Origin of the sequence: Actinoplanes sp. NPDC049316 (assembly GCF_040677315.1) — a bacterium.
Classification (GTDB): domain Bacteria; phylum Actinomycetota; class Actinomycetes; order Mycobacteriales; family Micromonosporaceae; genus Actinoplanes.
Window position 1 is genome coordinate 192568 of record NZ_JBFAQM010000011.1, and the last position, 20490, is coordinate 213057.

Here is a 20490-nt window from a genome sequence, read left to right on the forward strand (position 1 = left end):
CCGCCACCACCTCGGGGCACGTAGCTGAGCAGCGCCACGAGGAGCGGGCCGAAAGCTGCGGGCGGCCCAATGGCCAGGCGCCCTGCGAGAGCGTCACCCGACGGCGGTAGCCCGCGAGACCGATCGTCGGCTCAGAGCCGGTGGTCTGTTGATGGGGCCGTCGAGGGCGGCGACGGCCAGGGCGAAGGCGAAGAACATCAGGGACAGGTTGACATCGGTGTAGCCGTAGAACGGGGTGATCACCAGCGCGATCACGGGGACGGCGCTGAGCCACTTGCCGGGGGCGCTGACCGCGGCGGCGCTGCGCCAGGCGACCAGCGCGAGGAAGGCGATCAGGATTAGCAGCGCGGGGATGCCGTAGCTGTAGATGATCAGCCACAGCTGGCCCTGGGTGCCGAGCGGCTCGGTGGCGTGGGTGGTGTCGACCATGCGGGGTCCGCCGTAGCCGAGCAGCGGTGAGCGCCAGACCGCCTGCAGGGTCTGCACGTAGAGGTCGGCCCGGTCGGTGGTGGAGTCAGTGTTGTTCACCCGATTCGAGATCAGCTCGCCGACCGGGATGAGCAGGGTGGCAATCCAAATCAGGACCGCGACCGCGGCAAGAGACAGGATCAGCCGCACATCGCCGCGCAACAGCGCGCGCAGAGCGAGGTAGAGCAGCCCGGCGCCGAGACCGATGAACATGCCCCGGTTGAGGGTCATGAACGCCGGTACCAGCGCGAACGGCAGCGAGACGAGCACCGCGGTGCGCAGCGCCCCGGTGCGCACCGAGCTGAGGTAGGCCATCATGCACGGCGTCAGGACTGCGAACGCGGTGCCCCAGTTGTTGGTGTACGGGTACGGGGCCGCGGTCCGGTAGTACGGGCTGCGGCTGAGCGGGTTGTACTCGGTGGCATGGCTGTGCACCAGAGCCCGCAGGCCACGGTTGCCGACAATGGCATCGGGCAGCGCGATCTCGGTCGGCGTGGTGATCGCGAATGTCGGCTTGACCACACCGATCCAACCCACCGCGATCATGCCGAGCCAGTACAGCGCCAGCGGTGCGCACAGCCGCCGCCAGGCGACGCCGTCGCGGGCAGCGGTGTACACGTACAGATAGACGATCAAGGCGGTGGCCAGAAACCCGAACCGCAGGACGAACATCGGCAGCCCGCTGACCCGGTCCAGCCGCACCACGCTAATGACCACGATCGACAGCAGCACGAGCCAGAGACCGGCACCGACCGGTAACCGAACCCGGCCGCGGCTGAGCAGCACCACGCCCAGGAGCAGCCCGCCCCCAGGCCATAACAGATGCAGGCCGCCGAGCAGCCACCACAGCGGCATCAAGCCGAACAGCGCGTACAGCGGCCACAGGGGCAACCGCGTCCGGAAACCGGCGGGACGGCCCGTACGCCGCGCGGGTACCGGCGCGACGCCGATCCACCGGCGCGCTCGCAAGGCAGCGACACGCACCCGGCCGATCGCCAGCCCTGCAGCGTTGCTCGGCGTCATCGACACGGCGCACGAATCTACCCGACCCGGCTGGCGACTGCGATGAGGGAAACGATGACGGTGACCTGGCGTAACGACCGCAAGAGGTGCATTCCGGGACATGGGTCGGCCGACCTCGTGGTGGCCACTTAAGACCCAATTCCGTGTGGGACCACGTCAGACCGTCAGGACCACTGATCCAGTCCACCGAATATCGCACCCATCGAATACCGACCCTGCACCGGCTGAGTCGCTCACCGGACCCGATCCGTACCAGGTGCAGTCGGCTCCGGCGCCGCATTCCGAACAGTCCGCGCGCAGGAACGCGCTTCCGGACATCGGTCCGGGCATGCAGAGGGCCGCCGAGGCGGGACGGCTGGCATCTCGGCCGGTCGACCCGTGGGCGGACCTCGTGCCGCCCAGCGTTGCACGGCGAAACACCAAGCGGCGTACCCGGTGACCCGGGTCAGTCCGCAGACCGTCGGCCGCCCGGGTCCGGCGGTCCGGGTTGCCAGCGTTCGATGTCGTCAGGGCCGAGGTCGGCGCGCAGACGCAGGTACCGTACGGCGTGGCGGAAACGTCCGTACTCGTACGCCTGGTCCACGACGACCTCGGCGACGAGCAGCGGCTCGACTTGCGCGTACGGTTGCGGTTCGCGCTGGTCGAGTTGCCCGATCCAGGCGGCGGGCAGCGGATGCGGCCACGGATGCGAACCGCCGGCCGGGGTCAGTAGCCGCCCGGCTTCCTGGCGCTGGCTCAACGCCAGCGGCACGGTGCGGCCCACATACCTCAGTCGTTGGCTGTGGGCGTCGAGACGGCCGAGCAGCAGCACCCGCGGGTCGTCGGCAGTACCGATCACCCCGCCGACGATCGCCTCGGCGGTCACCCGCCGCTTCACCTTCCACCAGGCTCCGGTCCGCCCGACCCGGTACGGAGAGGCCAGGTCTTTCACGACCAGGCCCTCGGCGCCGGTGACGTGGTACTCGTCGAACCACGTACGGGCGACCTCCACGTCGGTGGTTTGCGGGCACAGCACCAACGTTGGCGGTGCGTCCATGAGCAAGGCTTCGAGCCGGGCCCGGCGTTCCCGCAGCGGCCGGGCGGTCAGGTCTTCGCCGGCGGCGGCGAGCACGTCGAACAGCACCAGGTTCGCCGGACGCCGGGCAATCTCGGCGGGCAGCCGGCGCCCGGCGGTGATCCGGCCGAGCAGCGCCGAGAACGACGTCCGGCCTGCCGCTTGATCGAGGACGACCAGCTCGCCGTCGACGACGGTGTCCGGCGGCAGCGCCTGCTGGACCGCCGCGGCGACCTCCGGGGCGTACGGCGTCAAGTCCTTCGCCTGGCGGCTCTGCAAGTAGGCGCCGCTGGGACGGGTGAAGGCGAGGCACCGGCATGTTGACTGAACTAAGCCGGCTCAGGAAGGGTCGTCGATCTCTCCTGAGTCGGAAGGTGGATCTTGTCTGCTGTCGTGCGGGTGCTGCCTCGAATAGGTGCGGTGGTGTCGACGGCGGAAGCGCCGTGGTGGTCGGTCCGTTTCCCAGCGGAGGTGCATGAGCCGACGCTGGCGTGGCTACGGGATCTCGCGGCGTGCGATGTCAGCCAGGGGACGCTGCGCAGTTACGGCTACGACCTGCTGCGCTGGCTGCGGTTCCTACACGTCAGCGGGGTGCCGTGGGAGCGGGCAGAGCGCATACACGTCCGAGCGCTGGTCGAGTTCTTGCGGGAGACACCCAATCCGGCACGGACCGGTCGGTCACCGAGTGCGCCGGCGCTGGGGTCGCTGAACCCGGTCACGGGTAAGGCGTATCCGGGTGCACGGTATGCGCCAAGGACGATCAATCACCAGCTGACGGTGTTGCACGGCTTCTACGCGTTCGCGGTCGACTTCGATCTCGGACCCCTGGTCAACCCGGTCCCGGCGCAGCGGGCCCGCGACGGTGGACGCCCTCATGCTCATCTAAGTCCGCTGGAGCCGGTGCGATTGTTGCCGCGGGCGGCCTATCGGCAGCGGGTGCCGAGGACGGCGCCGCGCAGCATCCCGGATGACGCAGTGGATCGGTTGTTCGCCGCGTTGACGTGTAATCGCGATCGGGCGCTGGTGGCGTTCTACCTGTCCAGCGGTGTTCGGGCGTCGGAGCTGCTGGGGCTGCGCTTGGAGCGCATCGACTACGGCCGCCGGACGATCACGGTGGTGTCGAAGGGCAGCCGGTCGCTCGACGAGGTTCCCGCGTCGGCGGACGCGTTCGTGTGGCTGGCGCTCTACCTGGCTGAGCTGGGCGGTCCGCCGGCGGTCGAAGGGCCGGTGTGGTGGACACGCCGCTCCCCGCGCCGGCCGTTGACCTACCACGCCGCGCGGGCGGTGCTGGGCCGAGCGAACGCGCTGCTGGGCACGAATTACTCGCTGCACGACCTGCGGCACACGGCGGCGGCCAGGATGGCCGCTGACGACAACTTCACTCTGGTGGAGGTCCAGACCATCTTGCGGCACGCATCGATCACCAGCACCCAAATCTACCTGCAGCCGCGCCTGGATGACCTGGTCGCCAAGGTGGCCGAGTTGCACGAGCGTCGCGCTGCTGCCGCGGGCGTGGGACCGAAGATTCCGGACGGCTACGACGCAGGCGATCTGGCCGAGCTGCTGGGGCTCGGCCGGTGACCGACACGCTGCAGACCATCGGACCGGATACTGCCGGGGCGACGTTGCAGCCGGTGACGGCTGACGGTCGCTTCGCCGCCGACGGCCGGGTCCGGCACTTGGCCGCCTACGACGCAGGCCGCCCCGCCGCGCCACGCCCGGGCGGCGGCCCCGGCGCTGACCTGATGGCGGCCGACATCGACGCGGTAATGACCGCGGTAGCGCGGCAGCACGACGCTCTTCTGCCGCAACATCCAAACTCGCGGCGAGCCCTCCTGCGGCACACGCGTGTCCTACTCGGCTGGTTGCCCCGGTTCCCCGGCGCGGACTGGGAGCAGCGCTGGCTGGCCAGCGGGGCAGACTGTGCACCAAGGTCCTGGACCATGCGGGTGACCGAAGATGTTGGCGGTTCGCCACGGCTGTTCTCGCAGGCCTTGGCTTTGCTGTTGCTGAGCCGGGTGCTGCGCCCGTCGTACTCGTTCCAGCTCAACGTCAAGTTCGGGGAGCTGTTCAAGCGGTTCCCCCTGCTGCACGACAGCGAAGAGTTCGCCCAGCTGCGAACCCTGGCGCCTTACCAGCGGGCGGTGACGCGGGCGCAAATCGATGCCGAGGCGGGCCTGATCCGGGTGCTTGTCCGCACCGGGAAACGCTTCGGTGAGATCACCGCTGATGACCTGCTCACCTACGCCGATCTGGTGAAGACCTCGGGCCGGCCTCGCCGCGAGCATCTGCTCTGGGAACTGCTGGTGAAAGCCGGGCCGCTCGCCGGCGAGCCGACGACCCTACGGGCTGTGTGGACGGCGAAGGGCAACAGCCGCCAGCACGACGCCGCGCACGTCCTCGACCGCTACGGTCTGCCGCCGAGCCCGGTCCGCGACGTGATGATCGACTACCTGACCGAGATCCGGCCCGGCCTGGACTACGGCAGCTGGGTGCACCACGTGCACACGCTCGGCCGCGCGTTCTGGTGGGAGATCCTGCAGATCAACCCCGGGCAGAGCGATCTGCGGCTGGCGCCGCACGTCGTCGTCCAGTGGCGCGAGCGCCTCGCCGTGACCGCCGCCGGTGGACCGCGTCGTGACGTGCACAGCCTGCTGTTTCGAGTCCGTGCCTTCTACCGTGACCTGCAGCAGTGGGCGCTCGACGATCCCGCCCGCTGGGGCATCTGGGCCGTGCCATCGCCGGTGCGCGCTGCCGACGCCCGCGGGCTGAAGAAGGCCAAGCGGCATCAGCAAGCCCGCACCCAACAACGCACTCGCGTGCTGACCCCGCTGCTGCCGACCCTTCTGGCCACCGCAACCGCCCGCCGCGACTGGTCGATACGGCTACTGGCCGCCGCCGAAGCCGCCGGACACGACCAGACGATCGACCTCGACGGGGTGAACTACCGCCGGTTCGACCCGCCGGCTCGAACCGTGCGACTCGCCCGCTGCCGGACCTGGCTGTTGCGTTCGGACGGCAGCCGCTTCGACGTCGGCGCCACCGAGGCGGACTGCTTCTGGGCCTGGGCGCTGATCGAGACGCTGCGCCTGACCGGCTGCCGCATCGAGGAAGTCCTCGAACTGAGCCAGCTCTCGCTGCGCCACTACACCCCACCGACCACCGGCGCGGTGGTGCCGTTGCTGCACATCACGCCGTCCAAGCTCGACACCGAACGCCTCGTGCCGATGACTCCTGAGCTGGTTAGCGTCCTGCTCGCCGTCGTGCGGCGCGCTCGCGGCGACGACGAGCGCATCCCGCTGTCGATCCGCTACGACCCGCACGACCGCATCCACGGCGCACCACTGCCGCACCTGTTCTCCCGCCCCGTCGGCGCCCGCCACGAGGTCCTCTCGAACCACTACGTCAGGACCATCCTCAACGTCACCGCCGACGCCGCCGGCCTGACCGATAACGGTGAGCCGATCCGGTTCACCCCGCATGACTTCCGGCGGCTGTTCACCACCGAGCTCGTCGGTGCCGGGCTGCCCATCCACATCGCTGCGACCCTGCTCGGCCACCTCGACCTTGACACCACTCGCGGCTACACCGCCGTCTTCCCCGAGCAGGTCATCGAAGCCCACCGCAAGATGGTTGAACACCGGCGCGGCCTGCGGGACTCTCACGAGTACCGCACCGTCGCGCCCGGTGAGTGGGCCGAGTTCGAGCAACACTTTCAGCTCCGCCGGGTCGCGCTCGGAGACTGTTTCCGTCCCTACGGCACGCCCTGCATTCACGAGCACGCCTGCACTCGTTGCCCGTTCCTGCGGTTGGATCCTGCCCAGGTACCGCGACTGGACACCATCGAGGCCAATACGAAGGACCGGCTCGTCGAGGCCCGCGGACACCAGTGGCTCGGTGAAGTGGCCGCGCTCGAGGAGAGCCTGCGACACATCCGCGACAAGCGTTCGCAGCTGGGGCCGCCCGTGGTTTCTGGATCAGAACAACGCTAGGCAGTTGATGGAGGAGTGCCGGACCGGCCTACCGCCGAGCAGCGTGGCGACCAGGGAGAAGATTCGCCGCCCGGTGGGTTACCACGTCTACCGCCGCCGGCTGAGCCTCGCCGTCGGCGGTAGACGTGTGCGGATGCCGCGCGCCTCTGCCGTCGGTGTGGCGAGCCGACCTGCCCGCACCCCTGCCGACGCGACGGTCAGGTGGGCTCGCGCATGAGGTCGCCGAAGATCAGAGCGCCCGCGTGGGCGGCTTGAGTCATGCTCAACACGACGCCGGCCAGGTTGTGCCGCTGCTGGTGGGCGGTGGTGTGCTCGGCGCTGGTGAAGAAATTGATGACGGGGCAGCAGCACTGGGTGATCGGCCCGGTCCCGCGTGAGCCGACGAACACGACCGCGTCGGGTGGTTGCCAACTCCATTGACCGGCCCGGCTGGTGGCGGTGACCGGTTCACCGCTGTGCGGATCGGTGGAGGCGACGTCGATGTCGCGGTCGAGCATCACGGCGATGCCGAGGGCGTCGATGGCGCAGTTGGCGAAGGCCTGCGGCCCGCCGGCGATACCGACCCGATGGGCCGAGGTGCCGGCGGCGAACGGCACCGCGCCGGTGACCGCAGTGGCGCCCGGGCCGGTGAACACCAACTCGGTGTCCCCGAGCTCGCGCAGCGCGTGTCGCAGATCTACGCCATGGGCGCGGGCCCAGGCGGCCAGTTCCGCAGCGGCAGGCGGCGCGCCGGTGGCGGCGAACCCGGCCAGAACCAGCTGGTGCAGATCGCGTAGGTGCGCGGGCAGTACGGCGCGACGCGCGAGCAGGTTGTCGGCGGGCAGCCCGGCACGGGCCAGGACCGTGGCGAGGTCGCCGGGGCTATCGCTGCTGGTCACAGTCGCTCCTGTCGTTGCGGGTCGGTGGGCGGCCGGTGGGACCGCCGGGGTGGGGTGGGGCGGCGCAGATGCCGGGCGAGGACGGCACCGGCGAGCGTGGCGAGAACCGCACCGGCTGCGGCGGCCAGCACCGTGTTACCGGCGGCCACGCTCAGGGCGGCACCGATGCCGGCGAGGCCGCCGGTGAGCAGTAGGGCATGCACGGTGCAGCACACGGCCAGGCCGCCGGCCGCCCACAGAACACCGCGTCCGCCGCGTGGGGTGTCAGGCACAGCAGGAGGTCGGCAGCTCGTTGCGGAACGTACCGGCGACGATGCGCAGGCTCTCCGCCATGGTCAGATACGGCGCCCAGGTGTCGGCGACGTCGTCGACGCTCATCTGGGCCTTGATGGCGTACGTGGCGGCGAGCATCATCTCCCCGGCCCCTTCGGCCAGGGCGTGCACCCCGAGGACCCGGCCGGTGCCCGCGTCGGCGACGAGCTTGACCGCGCCGCGGGTGTCGCGGTTGACCAGCGCACGCGGCACATCTTTTAGGTCCAGGACCCGGCAGGTGCAGTCGTGCCCGGCCGCGAGGGCGTCAGCTTCGGTGAGCCCGGCCGAGGCCAGTTGCGGGCGGGTGAACACCACCGACGGCAGCCCGGTGTAGTCCACCCGGACCGGACGCGCCCCGGCGTCGGCCAGGGCGTTGACCGCCGCTACCCGGCCGGTCGCGGCGGCGACGTAGACGTACTGCGGCGCGCCAGTGACATCTCCCGCGGCGTACACCCGCGGGTTGGCGGTGCGCTGCCCGTCGTCGACTGTCACGAAGCCACGGTCGTCGGTCTTCACCCCGGCGGCGGCCAGGCCCAGGCCGTCGGTGCGGGCCCGACGACCGGTGGCCACCAGCAGCCGCCGCCCGTGCACCCGACGCCCGGACGCGGTGACGACCTGCACCCCGCCGTCGACGGCCTCCACAGCGGTGGCGTGTTCTTGCAGCACAGTGATCCCGTCGCCGGCGAACACGTCTGCCAGCGCTGCAGCGAGTTCCGGCTCGGCCCGCGGCGCCAACCGGCCGACCAGGGTGACTCGGGTGCCGAGGTGGGCGAACAGCTGCGCCTGCTCCATGCCGACGTACCCGCCGCCGATCACCACCAACGAGGTGGGCAGCACGTGCTGCTCCATCGCCGTGGTCGACGTCAGATAGTCGACGTGCTCCAGGCCGGGCAGGTCCGGGCGGTCGGGTTCGGCGCCGGTCGCCACCACGTACGCCCGGGCGTGCAACAGCTGCCCGTCGACGGCGAGGGTGCCACCGTCGACGAACGTCGCCTGCCCGGGGCGGATCTCGAAGCCGTAGGCGGCGGCGACGTCGGCGTACTTCGCCTGCCGCAGCTGATCGACCAGGTCGTCCTTCTGCCCGACCAACGCGCCCAAGTCGACCCCGCCAGCCGACGTCGGCGCCCCGGGGAACGGATTGGCCAGCGCGGTGTGCCGGGTGCCGGCCGCCGCCAGCAGCGTCTTCGACGGCACACAACCGATGTTCACGCACGTCCCGCCAAGGGTCGCCCGCTCGACCAGCACCACCAGAGCGCCGGTCTGCCGGGCGGCGATCGCCGCGGCCATCGCCGCCCCACCTGTGCCGATCACCGCGAGATCGACCTCGTATTCCTCATCCATGAGCTGCCTTTCACTGGTCATCGGCCGGGTACAGGGTTCAGACTGGACCTTCCAGTGCAGGGGAAGGTCAAGCGGTGGAGGTGACCGGAATGCGGATCGGAGAGTTGGCGGCCGTGACCGGCGCGACCACCAAGACGCTGCGCTTCTACGAAGACTCCGGCCTACTGCACCCCGAGGGGCGCACCACGAGCGGATACCGCCAGTACGGCGCGGATGCGGTCGCCCGGCTGGACTTCATCCGCCGCGGCCGCGCCGCCGGGCTCACCCTGGCCCAGATCCGCGAGGTCCTCGACGTTCGCGACCAAGGCCGTGCACCGTGCCGGCACGTCGAGGACCTGCTCGCCACTCGCCTGCGCGCCCTCGACGCCCAGCTCGCCGACCTTCAAGAGCTGCGCGCCACCGTCGCGCAGCTGCACGACGCCGCCCGCGGCGGCGACCCCGACACCTGCGGCGCCGAACAGGTCTGCCGCTACCTGTAACCCGAGGAGACCGACGTGACCGCCGCCGCCGAGACCGCCCGAACATCCGACCACGAACACTGCGGCTGCTGCGGCCGCCAACTCCCCAGAAGCGAGGTCGTCGAGCTGGGCAACACGCCCGGGGTGTTCATCTGCGTCGGCTGCGCACTCTGGGCCGCCCGCCGCGCCGGCCCTGTCGCGGCGCTGCGGCAGCTGCGGTTTACCTCCCTCGGCGCGTTGGCGCGCCGGCTCACCGGTGGCCGCACCACGCCGGGCTCGGCCGTGGCGGCGATCCCGATCCTGCCCAGCGCCGACCTGGACCGCACCGCCGCGTTCTACACCGCCGCCGGGTTCAGCGAGACCGAACGTCACGACGGCTACCTGCTGCTGCACAACAGCGGAGTCGAGCTGCACTTCACCCACGAGACCACCCCGACGCCAGGCCAGTGCTTCGTCCACGTCGCCGACGCGGTGAAGCTCTGGAAGCAACTGCGCGAGCGCGGCATCGCCGGCGTGGGCGAGATCGCCGAGCAGGACTACGGCCTGCGCGAGTTCGTCCTGAGCGACCCCGACGGCAACCGGATTAGGTTCGGCAGCCCCGCCAGCTGAGCTACCTCCATCAAGGGCGTAGGCCCCTCGTTGGATCCGGCCGGGCTGCTACAGGCCGAAGGCGCCGCCCTCGATGAGGATGAGCAGGCCAATGCCGATGAGCACTACGGGCAGCAGGATGTGGCCCCACCGCGACAGGGCCTTGGCGATGATCGGCCGGGTGGAAAAGAACCGGCCCGCGGCACACCACAGGCCGACGCCGATCAGGAACACCGACACGTAAACCGCCATGCCGCCGGTACCGGCCACGGCGAACACCGGCACGTACACGCCGATGTTGTCGCCGCCGTTAGCCAGCGTCACCGCGGCGACCTGCAGAATGCCCGGACCGCCGGGCGTGGCAGTGTCGGTGTCGTCGTCACCGTTGCGGCGGTCGCGCCATGCCCGCCATGCCGCCCGCAGGCCCAGCAGCAACGGCAGCAGCCCCAGATACGGGATGACCGACTCGGGCAGCAGGCCAGCGCCGAGCGCGCCGACGACCGCGGCGGCCAGGATCGCTATGAAGCCCAGATACTGCCCGAGCACGACCCGGACCGCGCCTGCGCGGCCCGCGCCGGCAGCTTGACCAAAGAACAGCGCCAGGATCAGGATGTCGTCGATGTTGGTCACCGCGAACATCCCCACGGCCTGACCGAGCAACCTCAGATCCATCCCGATCCCCCGACGCCGGATCACCGCCCAGACGAGCACACCTTATGTGCCGGTGCAGCAGGCGTCGGTGCAACCCGGCTCGCACCGGCAGCCGTCGATGTCGCCGGTGGCGTGGAGGGCGCAGTCGTCCCGCTGCAGCCCGGCCAGCCGGGACACCACGTCGAGCATGGGTTGGACTACTGAGCTTTTGGGGTCAGGGTCAGGGCGGTGCCAGTCCGCTGGTGGCGAGGAATCCGTAGGCGAGGGTGGGCCGGTACTGCATCTGTTTGAGCCTGTTTTTCGCGACGCGGAGCAGGTCGTCGATGCGGCCGGGGGCCAGGTTGGCCATGCTGCGTTTGAGGCTGGACCACAGGTTCTCCACCGGGTTGAGTTCCGGGGCGTAGCCGGGAAGACGGTAGACGCGCAGCCACGGCCGGGCGGCGATCAGGGCGCGCATCTTGGCGGACTTATGCGCGGGTAGCCCGTCCCAGATCAGCACGATCGGGGCGCCGAGGTGCTGGTGGGCGGCGTCGAGGAGCTTGGCGAAGTGGTCTTCGCCGAAGCCTTTCGGTTCACCTTTACGTCCTCGGTGGACCATCGTGCGGTAGATGATGCGCGGCTGATGTCCGGCGTGGTAGGCGACGATCCCGGCGAGGGAGAGTTTGCGGCCGCCGCGCCCGGCAACGGTGACGATCGGGGTGGTGCCTCGCCGGGCCCAGGTGCGGGCCCGGGCTGGTCTCAGCGAGATGCCGGACTCGTCGGCGAAGCAGATCCACGCGCCCAGCCTGCGCGCGACCCTTTTACCGCGGGCCACTGATACCGCTTGAAGTGTTCGATGGCCTGCTCGTCGCGTTCGGCGGCGCGGTGGACCGGTTGTTGCGGGGTGTAGCCGGCGCGGCGCAGTGTCTCCCACACGGTGGCGATGCTGACGGTGATGTGGAACATCCGGCCGATCAGCGTGCGCACCCGGGCCAGCGTCCAGCGCTGGTCCTCGTCCCAGCCGGCCGCTGCCGGGCCCTGTTCCAGCCTGTTGATCAGCCTCTGGACCTGGACTTCGGACAGCACCGGGTCGGGTCTGGGCGCTCCGCGTGAGGCCAGGGCCTGTTCGCCGCCGGCTTTCCACGCCCGCCGCCACGCGTACGCCGACTTCGTGGAGATCTCCAGATCGGCGGCTACCTGCGGCGCGCTCGCTCCGGCAGCGAACATCCGTGCCGCTTGCCGTCGTACCTGCTCCCGGCGGGCGCGTTGTTGCGGTCCAACCCCGCCGCCATCCCCGTATCGCATGCCCTAACTAGACAGCAGTCCCGAACCGGCAGGAATCACCCAAAGTGACGATGTGGACTTGAGAGTGACCTCAACCCCAGAAGCTCAGTAAACCGCCTCACGGCCTTGCGAAGTTCAGTAAATGAACCCATCGAACTTGATCTCATAGCTGCAACCGCCGCGGCACATTCCCGGCTCGGGCAGCTCCGGGACGCCGACCGCCCGCATCGGCGCGATCGGCGGCCTGAGCACCCACCGACGCTAACGATCAACACCGGCCGGCCGGGCCGGAATGCGCGCGCGGCACCCGGAAGGAGCACGGGTCCGGGCGGCGCGGCGGAGAAGGACCGAGTCCAGGATAGAGCCGTGACGGTGATGGACGAAGCGACTCTTCAGCCGCCGAAACCATTCAACTGGCCGCCATAACGGTCAGCCAGTGCCGACAGCTGCGCGACCCGCGCATGATGGCTCGGATCCGGAGGCAGGTCCGGGAACGCCGCCGCGATCTGCCCTCCGAGCGAAGGGACGCCGGCCTCGGCCTCGGGCCGACCGACATCACCACCGAGAGCGGTCAACTCCGCCACGCACGCCTCGACTCCTTCATCCGGGACGTCGAGGTAGTAGATGGTTCTGCGCGGCAACGGCTCCGGATAAGTCTCTCCGACCGACATCGCCCAATGCAGTCGCTGGCCAAGGTCAGCCAGCAAGGCATTCAACTCACCAGCCGAAGCACCTTCAGGCAAGAGCCCGTCATCGGCGAGTGAGCTGAGTAAACGCCGCACCAGGTCTGGTGCCAGCTCGTCCTCCAGCAGATAACCATGAACGATGCTGAGCACATCGAAGATCGCGTCAAGGTCGGACATCGGAAGAGCCCGAGTCTGCGGTTCCACGCACGTCACGTTACTGATCACGACGTGGCGGCGAGGCCCTAAAGAGCGGGTTTGAGAAGCCCAGACGCTGGAGGACCCGCCGACGAGGTGGTTCAAGCCGGGCAGGCTTCCCCTTAGAGTGCGCACATGCCGAAGTTCCGCCAGGTACATGTGTGGCCGGACACCGGCTTTGCGGAGCGGCCCTGGAACGACGACCCCGACGTGGACGCCTTCGCCCGGATCAGTCGCGGCATCTGCGAGGCGTACAGCCAGGCGCTGCCGGGCCTGGCGCTGGTCGCAAGGGCGTCTGTCATGCGACTGGACGCCGACCCGGACGCGTCGCGCCGTCCGCGGCCGGCGCTGGATGCCCCGCTCAGTGACATGGTGAAGGTCAGCGCCCGGTTCATCGGCGCCGGCCAGGAGCACGGATGGGTCGGGGTGCCGGTCGGTTTCGCGACGCTGCCCACTGACCAAAAGCGCCTGCTGAGCCTGCGCATCGTGCACCACGGGGTCTTGGAGCTGGCCCAGGCGCTTGGCTGGGATCCGGGCGTGGTCACCGGCGCGTTACACCACGTCGAGGCGAGGGCATTTCGCTACTGGTCGGAAGGCCCGTGGAAGTCTGCGCCGGATCGACGACACCGGGCTCGCGCCGTGGCCAGCATCTCTGACGACGGGCTCGGCCACGTCCATGTTGAGGTTGTCACCGCTGCTGGCGAGCTAATTATTCGCAGCGAGGACTTCGATGCCGCCGACCATGGTGATGACCTGGTACGGGCATGCAAGGCGCTGCGTTGGGATGGTTCAGCCCGGGTCAGCATGGATCCGTTCGGTATTACGTGGACTGACCAGTATCGGCAGACCGTGATCGACCTTTACGGCGGGCAGACCGGAGTACCGCACAGCGCTCCCCGTTAAGCACACCGCAAGGTACGCACCACACTTCGCCCGTGACGCCGCCTTCTCAAACACGCTGCAAGAGCTCAAGGCATGCGTTCGGGTGGGGATGCACCCCCGAACGCCGCATACGAGCGCCCTCTATGCCGTTGGGCCTCGACGATGGTCGCAACGCACAGTCACTGCTTCGAGCGACTTGCGCTGAACCGGGTGGGGCCAAGTCAAGCCGTCACACCTCGACACGACTTGACCACGATGGGGCCACCGCAGACCGTCCGGGCGGGCCAACATAAGCCGCCAGAATCAGCCGGGTAGTTCGATCAACCGGCTCTAGCGCTGGTACGGGAGCGTGAGGTCGAGGACCAGGCCCTCGGCGGCGACCATGCCGACCGCGGTGGTCCACCACCAGGCGGTCCCGTTGACGTACAGGCAGGGCGCGGCTGCGGTGATGTCGTCGCGCATCAGCTCCACCCGTAAGCCCGGCATGAGCAGGCGCACGACCCGGCCGTCGGACAGCGGCAGGTCCCAGCCGAACCGGCCGTCGCGGTCCGCGCCCGGGTCACGTGCCGGGTCGCCGGCGAGGCTGGCCTCGCGGCGCTTGAGCGGCGTGGCGTTCATCTCGGCGGCGCGTTTGCCGACCTCGTCGAGGAACACGGCGAGCGCGGCGACCGCCAGCTCTTCGCTTGCGTTCTCGACGGGCGCCGTGCCCGGGTTGATGACTCCACCCGTGTTGATCATGCGCCCACGGTACGCCGCCGTGGGCCGGTGTTTGTGCTGCTGAACGTGCCGCTGCACCTGGCGCGTCGACGACCGGAGCGGGCCGGTCCACTTTCTGATCATGGCTGCTAGTGCGGTAGGTCGCGTCGCGGGTGTCTGGTCGTGCTCAACAAGTTGGCGGTGGCCGTGTGATCCGCTACACGGCCATATCGGATCGCATAAATGTACGCCATCAACCATTCCGAATACAATGAATATATACAGCAAGACGAAGTGAATGGAGACCAGTGATGGAAGAAGCCGCCCCAACGCCCGCCACGCCGGACTACTCGGCGCAGCTGCACGTCTTCCACTACCCGACACACAGCGTCGCGTGGAGCGTGACGATGCGGCACCTTCAGCCCTGTGTGATGGGCGGCGAGCACCTGCACGACCGCGAGGGCCACGACCTGCACGTGACCTGCGACCTGTACCTCACTCGCACGCAGGCGGAGGCCGCGATCACGGACGCGGAGGCCGAGCACGCCGAGTTCGCCGACGCGCTCGGCGCGGTCGAGGTGTTTCGGCACCGCGAGTTGACGCCGACCGAGAATGCCGCCGGACGCTGCGCCGGCGCAGGCGGCTGCGATGCCTGACAAATCTTCTCCGATCGCGCCGTCCTCGCCGGGGTCCGGTGACGACAGGGTCTTCGTGGTGGCGGCCGGCGACACCCTCTACGCCTTCGACCGGCGGCCGGCCGCCGCAATGCAGTACGTGATCTGCGTGGGCGCGAACCTGGACGTGGACGCGTGGCAGCTCACACCGGCCCGCTGGGACGAGGTGCGCCGCGAGCTCGCCGAGCAGCTTCCCGAGGTCGAGATCGTCGACACCCGCGCCGCGGCCAGGAAGCCGCCGCCGACGGCCGACAGCTGAGTGCGCCGCGCTGCGCGCCCTCCGCGCGCAAGCGATCCGGCATGACGGCACGGGTGAATGCGTGACGTGTTACACGGCTTCCCGGCAGCTCAAAAATGTACGACATCGAATCCTGCAAATACAATGAATATATACAGCAAGTCGTGATTCGAGAAAGGAACCGGCGTGGTGAGCGACGAGCGGATGGATGAGATCAGGGACGAGTTCGGGCTCACCGAGGAGCAGGTCGCACCGCGACAGATCAAGCTTCTGATCTACCGCCTCGTGCAGGCCGAGCAGCTCGTCGCGCGAGCGGGCTGCGAGCTCGCCGACCGGGCGCAGCAGGGCGCCGACCAGGCCACCGTGCGCAACACGTGGACGACGGTCGGCGGATCGCCCTTACACGCCACCGCGGAACTCGCGGCCCGCTTCGACTACGCCCTGGTGCGCCTCGCCGAACGGTACGAGGCGCTGGCCCTGGTCGCCGAGTCGCTGCACGACAGCCGCTGACCGCACCGTCTCGCCAGGGGCGTCATCACCGGCGAGACGGCTCGACCCCGCATCAACCCTCTTGCGCGCCCCTCCCGCAGCCGACGCTGCGCGGAGGGCGCGCCCCATTTCCCAGGGGAGAACCCATGGCAACGATTAGCCAGCGGCGTCCGCCACCCGTGCCGGCAGACCCCAAACAGCACGCACACGCGGTCGCGGAAGCGGTCGCGGCGGCGTGGCACGGCCAGTACGGCAGCTCCCGCAACGAAGTCGCGATCAGTGTGGTCGCCGCGCTGGCGGTCGCCGGACGCTACCGGCCGCCGGACACCGACATGCCGCAGCTCGTGGCCCACCTGGACCGCGCCAAGTTCGCCGAGCTGGTGAAACGCATCTGGCTCGAATGGTCGATCATGCGACCGGACCTCGTGCCCCGCGCCCGCATGTTGTGGACGTGCCTGGACGGCGACCTCGACGACGCGGTGCTGCGGGCCGTGCACGCCGTCGGCCAAGCGGCCCTGCGCCGCGATGTGTGGCAGCTCGGCGCCGAGCAGGACCGCCGGCATGAAGTCGACCTGCTCGGCACCGTGCTGCAGGCGATGACCTCGGCGAAGGCGAAGCAGGCCAACGGCCAGTTCCTGACGCCGGAGTGCGTGACCGAACTGATGGGCCGCATGGCCGGCCCGCAGCCCGGCCGCAGCGTCATGGACCCGGCGGCCGGCACCGGCCGGATGCTGCTCGGCGCCGCGCGGGCCATGCGCGAGCAGGGCCTGGAGCCGGCGGACGCGGAATGGTGGGCCAACGACATCGACCCCCTTGCTTCCGCGCTGTGCGCGGTCAACACCGACCTGTGGGATCTCGGCTTCCGGGTGGTCGTCGGCTGCGGTGACGGCCTGCTGACCGACTGGACCGGCGAGGCGCTGCGACAACGGCAGGCGGCCATCGACGAACTGCTCGGCTACGTCCGGGCCGCCCGCAAAGAGGTCGCGGTCCGTCACCTGCTCGGCCTGCCTGTGCCGAAGGACCCGTTGCTGCAGCACCTGCGTGCGGCCCGCCTGGCGCCACCGCGGCAGGCGCCGCCGCACTCGTCGACCTTCAACGCGGCATCGGCCTACCAGGGTCGGCTGTTCTGAGCCGGGCGCGGCTCACCCACCTCCGGCGGCCTGCTCGGTGGCTCGCCGGTTCCCCTCGCACCGAAGGAGTTTGCTGATGACCAACCCTGTCCCGCCCGGCGCGTCCGGCAGCGACCCCGCAGGCAGCGCCGTGAAGGCGCGGACCCCGGCGGACCTAGTCGCCTCGATCGCCCTGGGGATGGGATACCACCCGCACGATCAGGTCGTGCTTGCCGGGGTGCGCGACGGCAAGCTGGCATTTCTCGCCGCGGACACCCTGGCCCTGCCGGGGACGGACGGCGGTGAGCCACCGCGAGTACGCGAGATGGTGCAGCACGCCGTCCGCAACGCCGCGTCGGCCGTCTTCATCGTCGGCTACGGCACGCCGGCAGCGGTCGACCCGGTGCTGCGCCACGCCGAAGTGCTGTGCCGGCAGTACGACATGGCGGTGGCCGACCTGCTACGCGTCACCAGCGGCCGCGTCTTCTCCCTGCTGTGCACCGACCCGCGATGCTGCCCACCGGAGGGCACCACCCTGGACCTGGCGGCCAGCCCGGTCACCGCGACTGCCGTCACCGAAGGCGTCGTCATCCGGTCGAGCCGCGCAGCGCTGCTCGACACCATCGCCCCGGCCGGCGGTGCGCAGGAAGAAGCGATGAGCGCGGCAACCCGCAGAGCGGCCCACCGCGCGTTGCTGCTGACCGACGTCGGCGGTCTGGAGGGAATGCTGCGCGCGACCAGGGAAGCGATCACCGCGGCGGTGGCCCGCTACCGCGACGGCGGGCGCCTCGACGACGACGAGCTGGCCTGGCTGACGGTGCACCTGCTCACCGACCCGGCACGGGAGATGGTGCTGCGCGGCATCAACCCGCGCGAGCCGTGGCACGTCGAGCTGTGGAGCGACGTGGTCCGCCGCACTACCAGCGAATTGGTGGCCGCTCCGGCCGCGCTGCTCGCCTTCGCCGCCTGGCGCACCGGCAACGGCCCGCTCGCATACGAGGCCGTCCGGCGGGCGTTGAGCTCCGACCCGAACTTCCCCCTCGCCGTGGTGCTGGAGCATCTGCTGGCCTGCGGCGCATCTCCGGACGAGTTCACGCGCAGGTTGTAGGCGCACTGTTTGTCCAGCTAGAACCGCCGCTGCCGTACATAAAATATGTACGGCAGCGGTCCTGTTGGATACAATAAACATATACACTTGATCGCCTCTGAGAGGCGGAAAGGGGCACACCGTGTACATCGGACCCGACAACCACGGCGAGGTCGACGCCCTCGTGCTGACCATCGCACGACACGGCTCGACACTGCAGGTCGGACCCTCCATCGTGGTCATGGAGCTCGCCTGCCGCGCGTACGAGTTCACCATCAGCACGCGACTCCCCCTCGCACCGCGGGTGCTGATGACCAGAACCGGTGACGTCCTCTACGGCGGCGCGTTCGACCCGATCAAAGTCCGCGACACCCGCACGCCCGGCGGCGCCTACGACGTCCAGGCCGAAGCAGCCACGCGCCTCGCCGCCACCCGCGACCGGCACGGCCAGTGCCTCGCCTGCGCCACCTACAGCCACCACCTCTGCCTCAACCGCCAGGACCGCGGCTTCTGCCAGAGCGGACCGCGCGGGTGTGCCTGCCAAGGCCGTGACACCTGCCACTGCAACGACGGTTGCCGCACTCCTTACGCAGTGTCCGGTGCGCTCGACTGGACCGCCGATCAGTCGGCCGCCGCCACCCCGAGCGCGCCTCCGGCCGGCATCGATTCCAACGACGGTCGACGATGAGCCGGCCCGCCTTCCTCGGCGACGCCCGCACGGGCGACCACATCCACTTCAAGCTCCCCGCCATGGACGAGGGCCGGCCGACCGCCGTGGAGCACCACGGCATCGTCACCACCCTGGAGCGCACCAGTAACGGCCTGCATCCCGTCATCGCGTTCGTAGTGCATGGCGCACATGGCGGCAGATTCCGCTGCCGGCCTGACCTTCACATCACGATCTTCTGAACCGGCCCCGCGGACACCAAATTCCGCGCGCCGACCCCTCGCCTTGAAATATACGGTCACTGTTTAGAAAGCGGCCGTATGTGGCTGGGCGCAGCTCATGGAGGAATGATGACAACCCGAGCACTCATCGGTACCGAAGCTCCTGGTGGTCGGTACCTGGCCCGCCGCGTCCACGCAGACGGCTACCCCCAAGCCATCCTGCCGGTCCTGTGCGCGGTCGTGCACCAGGTGCACGGCGGTGACCTCACGGCCGCGGTGAACGCGCTGACCGCGACGCACTGGTCGAGCCTGCGGCACCCGGCCGCGCTCACCGGCCCCGGCGTCGCCATCGGCACACCCTCGGACATCAACGGCGTCGCCCACGCGGGACGCCTCGACGAGGCGTACGCCGGCGACCAGGAGTGGGCGTACCTGTTCGCCGGCCACCGCATCCACGGCTACGTGCTGGTGCACCGCCCGGGCTACCGGCTCGCGTACGTGGCGCTCCACTGCTGGTACGTCCACGACCTGCCCACCGTCTCCGATGCGGAGTTGCGGGCCGTACAGCAAAGCGGATACCTGCGGCGTCGCACCGAGACCTACAGCACCAGGGGGCAACGATGACCACCACGAGCCCGGCGCTCATCGGCCGCTTCGCCGTCGACTGCCGCAATTTTCTCGCCCGGCCCGTACGCATGCACGGGCAACCGTCGCGGACCCTGCGGTACCTCGCCACGATCTACACCCGCCACCCCGCGGACGCGCCGGCGGTGACCAACCTGCTGATGGCCCGGGACTGGGCAGAGATTAACGTGGGCGCCCAGCCGCGCCCGCGCGACCCCCGCCACGAGGTCATGTCCGGCTTCGGGCTGTGCTACCGCCTCGGCGTCGACATGGGGCTCGTGGCCGGGCACATCCTCGAGGACCAGCCATGGCGGCCCGGCGAGTGGGCCTACCTGTGGGAACACGAACATGGGGCGCTCCACCTTTACCTGTCGGCGCGCGCCCGCTGGCACCACTTCGCCACCGTCCCCACCGCCTTGCTGCACCGAATGGACAGCCAGGTCGCCGCCGACATCGAAGCGTGGGCAGCCTGGTGGAGGCCAGGGCGATGAGCGACCCCTACGACGCTGAGGAGCCTCCCGGCATCCGCGTCGACCAGCTGCAGGACGGCGACCGCGTCCTCATGTTCGGCCGGGTCATCCGCGTCGTGACCGCCCGGCCCCTCGACGACTCTCCCGGCGTCCTGGCCATGACCATCAAAACCTCCGACGGCGGCCGGGTCTCCGATGTGGTGCTGCGCGGCGACTGGAAGGTGATCGCCGTCCACGCGCCCCGTACCGTGACGCTGCCTTGCCTGCTATGCCAGTCCGCCGGTCCGGTCGCCGTGAACCTCGCCCAGTCGCTGCCGCGAAGAACGGTCTGCCGGAGCTGCGGCGGCGTGTGAGAAACGCAAGCGGCGGTGGGTTCGCGGCGGTGCTCCGCGAACCCACCGCCGCCTTGCGACGACGACGCACC

The 20490-nt window shown here is 69.8% G+C and carries 26 protein-coding genes; 15 read left to right on the forward strand and 11 right to left on the reverse strand.

Annotation, left to right across the window (positions count from 1 at the left end):
- Positions 1-93: 93 nt before the first annotated feature.
- Together AB0K03_RS19400 and AB0K03_RS19405 are read right to left on the reverse strand one after the other, a co-directional pair.
- Positions 94-1491 carry an O-antigen ligase family protein gene (locus AB0K03_RS19400; RefSeq protein WP_364686778.1) on the reverse strand — a complete coding sequence of 466 codons (1398 nt, stop codon included), beginning with the start codon at positions 1489-1491 and terminating at the stop codon, positions 94-96.
- Positions 1492-1936: 445 nt separating this feature from the next.
- Entirely contained in the window at positions 1937-2824 is an 888-nt protein-coding gene (locus tag AB0K03_RS19405) for an ATP-dependent DNA ligase (RefSeq protein WP_364686638.1), read from the reverse strand.
- Positions 2825-2926: 102 nt separating this feature from the next.
- On the opposite strand from AB0K03_RS19405, the gene AB0K03_RS19410 reads away from it, so the two are divergent.
- Positions 2927-4126, forward strand: coding sequence for a tyrosine-type recombinase/integrase (locus AB0K03_RS19410; protein ID WP_364686641.1), 1200 nt, complete (start codon positions 2927-2929; stop codon positions 4124-4126).
- Positions 4123-6537: a tyrosine-type recombinase/integrase gene (locus tag AB0K03_RS19415; protein WP_364686644.1), complete on the forward strand. Its 2415-nt coding sequence runs from the start codon at positions 4123-4125 to the stop codon at positions 6535-6537. The genes AB0K03_RS19410 and AB0K03_RS19415 overlap by 4 nt, the downstream gene beginning before the upstream one ends.
- Positions 6538-6734: 197 nt before the next feature.
- Here the strand turns inward: AB0K03_RS19415 and AB0K03_RS19420 are convergent, their stop codons facing one another.
- From AB0K03_RS19420 to merA, 3 genes are read right to left on the reverse strand one after another with little or no spacing between them, the layout of a single operon-like run.
- Positions 6735-7415: an alkylmercury lyase family protein gene (locus AB0K03_RS19420; RefSeq protein WP_364686647.1), complete on the reverse strand. Its 681-nt coding sequence runs from the start codon at positions 7413-7415 to the stop codon at positions 6735-6737.
- Positions 7412-7687 (reverse strand): hypothetical protein, encoded by a 276-nt coding sequence (locus tag AB0K03_RS19425; RefSeq protein WP_364686650.1) that lies wholly within the window; start codon positions 7685-7687, stop codon positions 7412-7414. Before AB0K03_RS19425 ends, AB0K03_RS19420 begins: the two co-directional genes overlap by 4 nt.
- Entirely contained in the window at positions 7680-9068 is a 1389-nt protein-coding gene (gene merA / locus AB0K03_RS19430; RefSeq protein WP_364686652.1) for a mercury(II) reductase, read from the reverse strand. The genes AB0K03_RS19425 and merA overlap by 8 nt, the downstream gene beginning before the upstream one ends.
- Before the next feature lie 89 nt (positions 9069-9157).
- Between merA and AB0K03_RS19435 the strand changes: the two genes are divergently transcribed.
- Positions 9158-9547: a heavy metal-responsive transcriptional regulator gene (locus AB0K03_RS19435; protein WP_364686655.1), complete on the forward strand. Its 390-nt coding sequence runs from the start codon at positions 9158-9160 to the stop codon at positions 9545-9547.
- Between the two features lie 15 nt (positions 9548-9562).
- Positions 9563-10135: a VOC family protein gene (locus tag AB0K03_RS19440; protein ID WP_364686658.1), complete on the forward strand. Its 573-nt coding sequence runs from the start codon at positions 9563-9565 to the stop codon at positions 10133-10135.
- Positions 10136-10183: 48 nt separating this feature from the next.
- Here the strand turns inward: AB0K03_RS19440 and AB0K03_RS19445 are convergent, their stop codons facing one another.
- The 5 genes from AB0K03_RS19445 to AB0K03_RS19465 all read right to left on the reverse strand — a co-directional run bounded on the left by AB0K03_RS19445 (position 10184) and on the right by AB0K03_RS19465 (position 12918).
- On the reverse strand, positions 10184-10753 hold the full coding sequence (locus AB0K03_RS19445) for a cadmium resistance transporter (protein ID WP_364686781.1): 570 nt from the start codon (positions 10751-10753) through the stop codon (positions 10184-10186).
- A 75-nt stretch (positions 10754-10828) separates the two neighbouring features.
- Positions 10829-10954 (reverse strand): hypothetical protein, encoded by a 126-nt coding sequence (locus AB0K03_RS19450; protein WP_364686660.1) that lies wholly within the window; start codon positions 10952-10954, stop codon positions 10829-10831.
- Positions 10955-10985: 31 nt separating this feature from the next.
- Positions 10986-11579, reverse strand: coding sequence for a transposase (locus AB0K03_RS19455; RefSeq protein WP_364686663.1), 594 nt, complete (start codon positions 11577-11579; stop codon positions 10986-10988).
- Complete coding sequence (locus tag AB0K03_RS19460) at positions 11504-12049, reverse strand: winged helix-turn-helix domain-containing protein (protein ID WP_364686666.1); 546 nt, start codon at positions 12047-12049, stop codon at positions 11504-11506. Before AB0K03_RS19460 ends, AB0K03_RS19455 begins: the two co-directional genes overlap by 76 nt.
- 371 nt (positions 12050-12420) lie before the next feature.
- Positions 12421-12918: a hypothetical protein gene (locus AB0K03_RS19465; RefSeq protein ID WP_364686669.1), complete on the reverse strand. Its 498-nt coding sequence runs from the start codon at positions 12916-12918 to the stop codon at positions 12421-12423.
- 126 nt (positions 12919-13044) lie between these two features.
- On the opposite strand from AB0K03_RS19465, the gene AB0K03_RS19470 reads away from it, so the two are divergent.
- A complete protein-coding gene (locus tag AB0K03_RS19470) occupies positions 13045-13812 on the forward strand; it encodes a hypothetical protein (protein ID WP_364686672.1) in 768 nt (255 codons plus the stop codon).
- Positions 13813-14121: 309 nt separating this feature from the next.
- Here the strand turns inward: AB0K03_RS19470 and AB0K03_RS19475 are convergent, their stop codons facing one another.
- Positions 14122-14529 (reverse strand): hypothetical protein, encoded by a 408-nt coding sequence (locus AB0K03_RS19475; RefSeq protein WP_364686675.1) that lies wholly within the window; start codon positions 14527-14529, stop codon positions 14122-14124.
- A gap of 269 nt (positions 14530-14798) precedes the next feature.
- On the opposite strand from AB0K03_RS19475, the gene AB0K03_RS19480 reads away from it, so the two are divergent.
- The 10 genes from AB0K03_RS19480 to AB0K03_RS19525 all read left to right on the forward strand — a co-directional run bounded on the left by AB0K03_RS19480 (position 14799) and on the right by AB0K03_RS19525 (position 20419).
- A complete protein-coding gene (locus tag AB0K03_RS19480) occupies positions 14799-15143 on the forward strand; it encodes a hypothetical protein (RefSeq protein WP_364686678.1) in 345 nt (114 codons plus the stop codon).
- Positions 15136-15420 carry a hypothetical protein gene (locus AB0K03_RS19485; protein ID WP_364686681.1) on the forward strand — a complete coding sequence of 95 codons (285 nt, stop codon included), beginning with the start codon at positions 15136-15138 and terminating at the stop codon, positions 15418-15420. The genes AB0K03_RS19480 and AB0K03_RS19485 overlap by 8 nt, the downstream gene beginning before the upstream one ends.
- 165 nt (positions 15421-15585) lie before the next feature.
- The gene (locus AB0K03_RS19490; RefSeq protein ID WP_364686684.1) at positions 15586-15909 is read left to right on the forward strand and encodes a hypothetical protein; all 324 of its coding nucleotides are present in this window, start codon (positions 15586-15588) and stop codon (positions 15907-15909) included.
- 125 nt (positions 15910-16034) lie between these two features.
- Positions 16035-17018 (forward strand): N-6 DNA methylase, encoded by a 984-nt coding sequence (locus AB0K03_RS19495; RefSeq protein WP_364686687.1) that lies wholly within the window; start codon positions 16035-16037, stop codon positions 17016-17018.
- 76 nt (positions 17019-17094) lie between these two features.
- On the forward strand, positions 17095-18105 hold the full coding sequence (locus AB0K03_RS19500; RefSeq protein ID WP_364686690.1) for a DUF4192 domain-containing protein: 1011 nt from the start codon (positions 17095-17097) through the stop codon (positions 18103-18105).
- 121 nt (positions 18106-18226) lie between these two features.
- Positions 18227-18772: a hypothetical protein gene (locus AB0K03_RS19505; RefSeq protein WP_364686693.1), complete on the forward strand. Its 546-nt coding sequence runs from the start codon at positions 18227-18229 to the stop codon at positions 18770-18772.
- Complete coding sequence (locus tag AB0K03_RS19510; protein ID WP_364686695.1) at positions 18769-18993, forward strand: hypothetical protein; 225 nt, start codon at positions 18769-18771, stop codon at positions 18991-18993. The genes AB0K03_RS19505 and AB0K03_RS19510 overlap by 4 nt, the downstream gene beginning before the upstream one ends.
- Before the next feature lie 108 nt (positions 18994-19101).
- Positions 19102-19596, forward strand: a complete 495-nt coding sequence (locus AB0K03_RS19515) for a hypothetical protein (RefSeq protein WP_364686698.1) — start codon at positions 19102-19104, stop codon at positions 19594-19596.
- Positions 19593-20087 (forward strand): hypothetical protein, encoded by a 495-nt coding sequence (locus AB0K03_RS19520; protein WP_364686701.1) that lies wholly within the window; start codon positions 19593-19595, stop codon positions 20085-20087. Before AB0K03_RS19515 ends, AB0K03_RS19520 begins: the two co-directional genes overlap by 4 nt.
- On the forward strand, positions 20084-20419 hold the full coding sequence (locus AB0K03_RS19525; protein ID WP_364686704.1) for a hypothetical protein: 336 nt from the start codon (positions 20084-20086) through the stop codon (positions 20417-20419). The genes AB0K03_RS19520 and AB0K03_RS19525 overlap by 4 nt, the downstream gene beginning before the upstream one ends.
- Positions 20420-20490: the final 71 nt, after the last annotated feature.

Coding starts and splice junctions, on each gene's coding strand:
- AB0K03_RS19400 (WP_364686778.1), bottom strand. CDS start 1,491: ATGACGCCGAGCAACGCTGCAGGGCTGGCGATCGGCCGGGTGCGTGTC.
- merA (WP_364686652.1), bottom strand. CDS start 9,068: ATGGATGAGGAATACGAGGTCGATCTCGCGGTGATCGGCACAGGTGGG.
- AB0K03_RS19435 (WP_364686655.1), top strand. CDS start 9,158: ATGCGGATCGGAGAGTTGGCGGCCGTGACCGGCGCGACCACCAAGACG.
- AB0K03_RS19445 (WP_364686781.1), bottom strand. CDS start 10,753: ATGTTCGCGGTGACCAACATCGACGACATCCTGATCCTGGCGCTGTTC.
- AB0K03_RS19450 (WP_364686660.1), bottom strand. CDS start 10,954: ATGCTCGACGTGGTGTCCCGGCTGGCCGGGCTGCAGCGGGACGACTGC.
- AB0K03_RS19460 (WP_364686666.1), bottom strand. CDS start 12,049: ATGCGATACGGGGATGGCGGCGGGGTTGGACCGCAACAACGCGCCCGC.
- AB0K03_RS19470 (WP_364686672.1), top strand. CDS start 13,045: ATGCCGAAGTTCCGCCAGGTACATGTGTGGCCGGACACCGGCTTTGCG.
- AB0K03_RS19475 (WP_364686675.1), bottom strand. CDS start 14,529: ATGATCAACACGGGTGGAGTCATCAACCCGGGCACGGCGCCCGTCGAG.
- AB0K03_RS19480 (WP_364686678.1), top strand. CDS start 14,799: ATGGAAGAAGCCGCCCCAACGCCCGCCACGCCGGACTACTCGGCGCAG.
- AB0K03_RS19485 (WP_364686681.1), top strand. CDS start 15,136: ATGCCTGACAAATCTTCTCCGATCGCGCCGTCCTCGCCGGGGTCCGGT.
- AB0K03_RS19495 (WP_364686687.1), top strand. CDS start 16,035: ATGGCAACGATTAGCCAGCGGCGTCCGCCACCCGTGCCGGCAGACCCC.
- AB0K03_RS19500 (WP_364686690.1), top strand. CDS start 17,095: ATGACCAACCCTGTCCCGCCCGGCGCGTCCGGCAGCGACCCCGCAGGC.
- AB0K03_RS19510 (WP_364686695.1), top strand. CDS start 18,769: ATGAGCCGGCCCGCCTTCCTCGGCGACGCCCGCACGGGCGACCACATC.
- AB0K03_RS19515 (WP_364686698.1), top strand. CDS start 19,102: ATGACAACCCGAGCACTCATCGGTACCGAAGCTCCTGGTGGTCGGTAC.
- AB0K03_RS19520 (WP_364686701.1), top strand. CDS start 19,593: ATGACCACCACGAGCCCGGCGCTCATCGGCCGCTTCGCCGTCGACTGC.
- AB0K03_RS19525 (WP_364686704.1), top strand. CDS start 20,084: ATGAGCGACCCCTACGACGCTGAGGAGCCTCCCGGCATCCGCGTCGAC.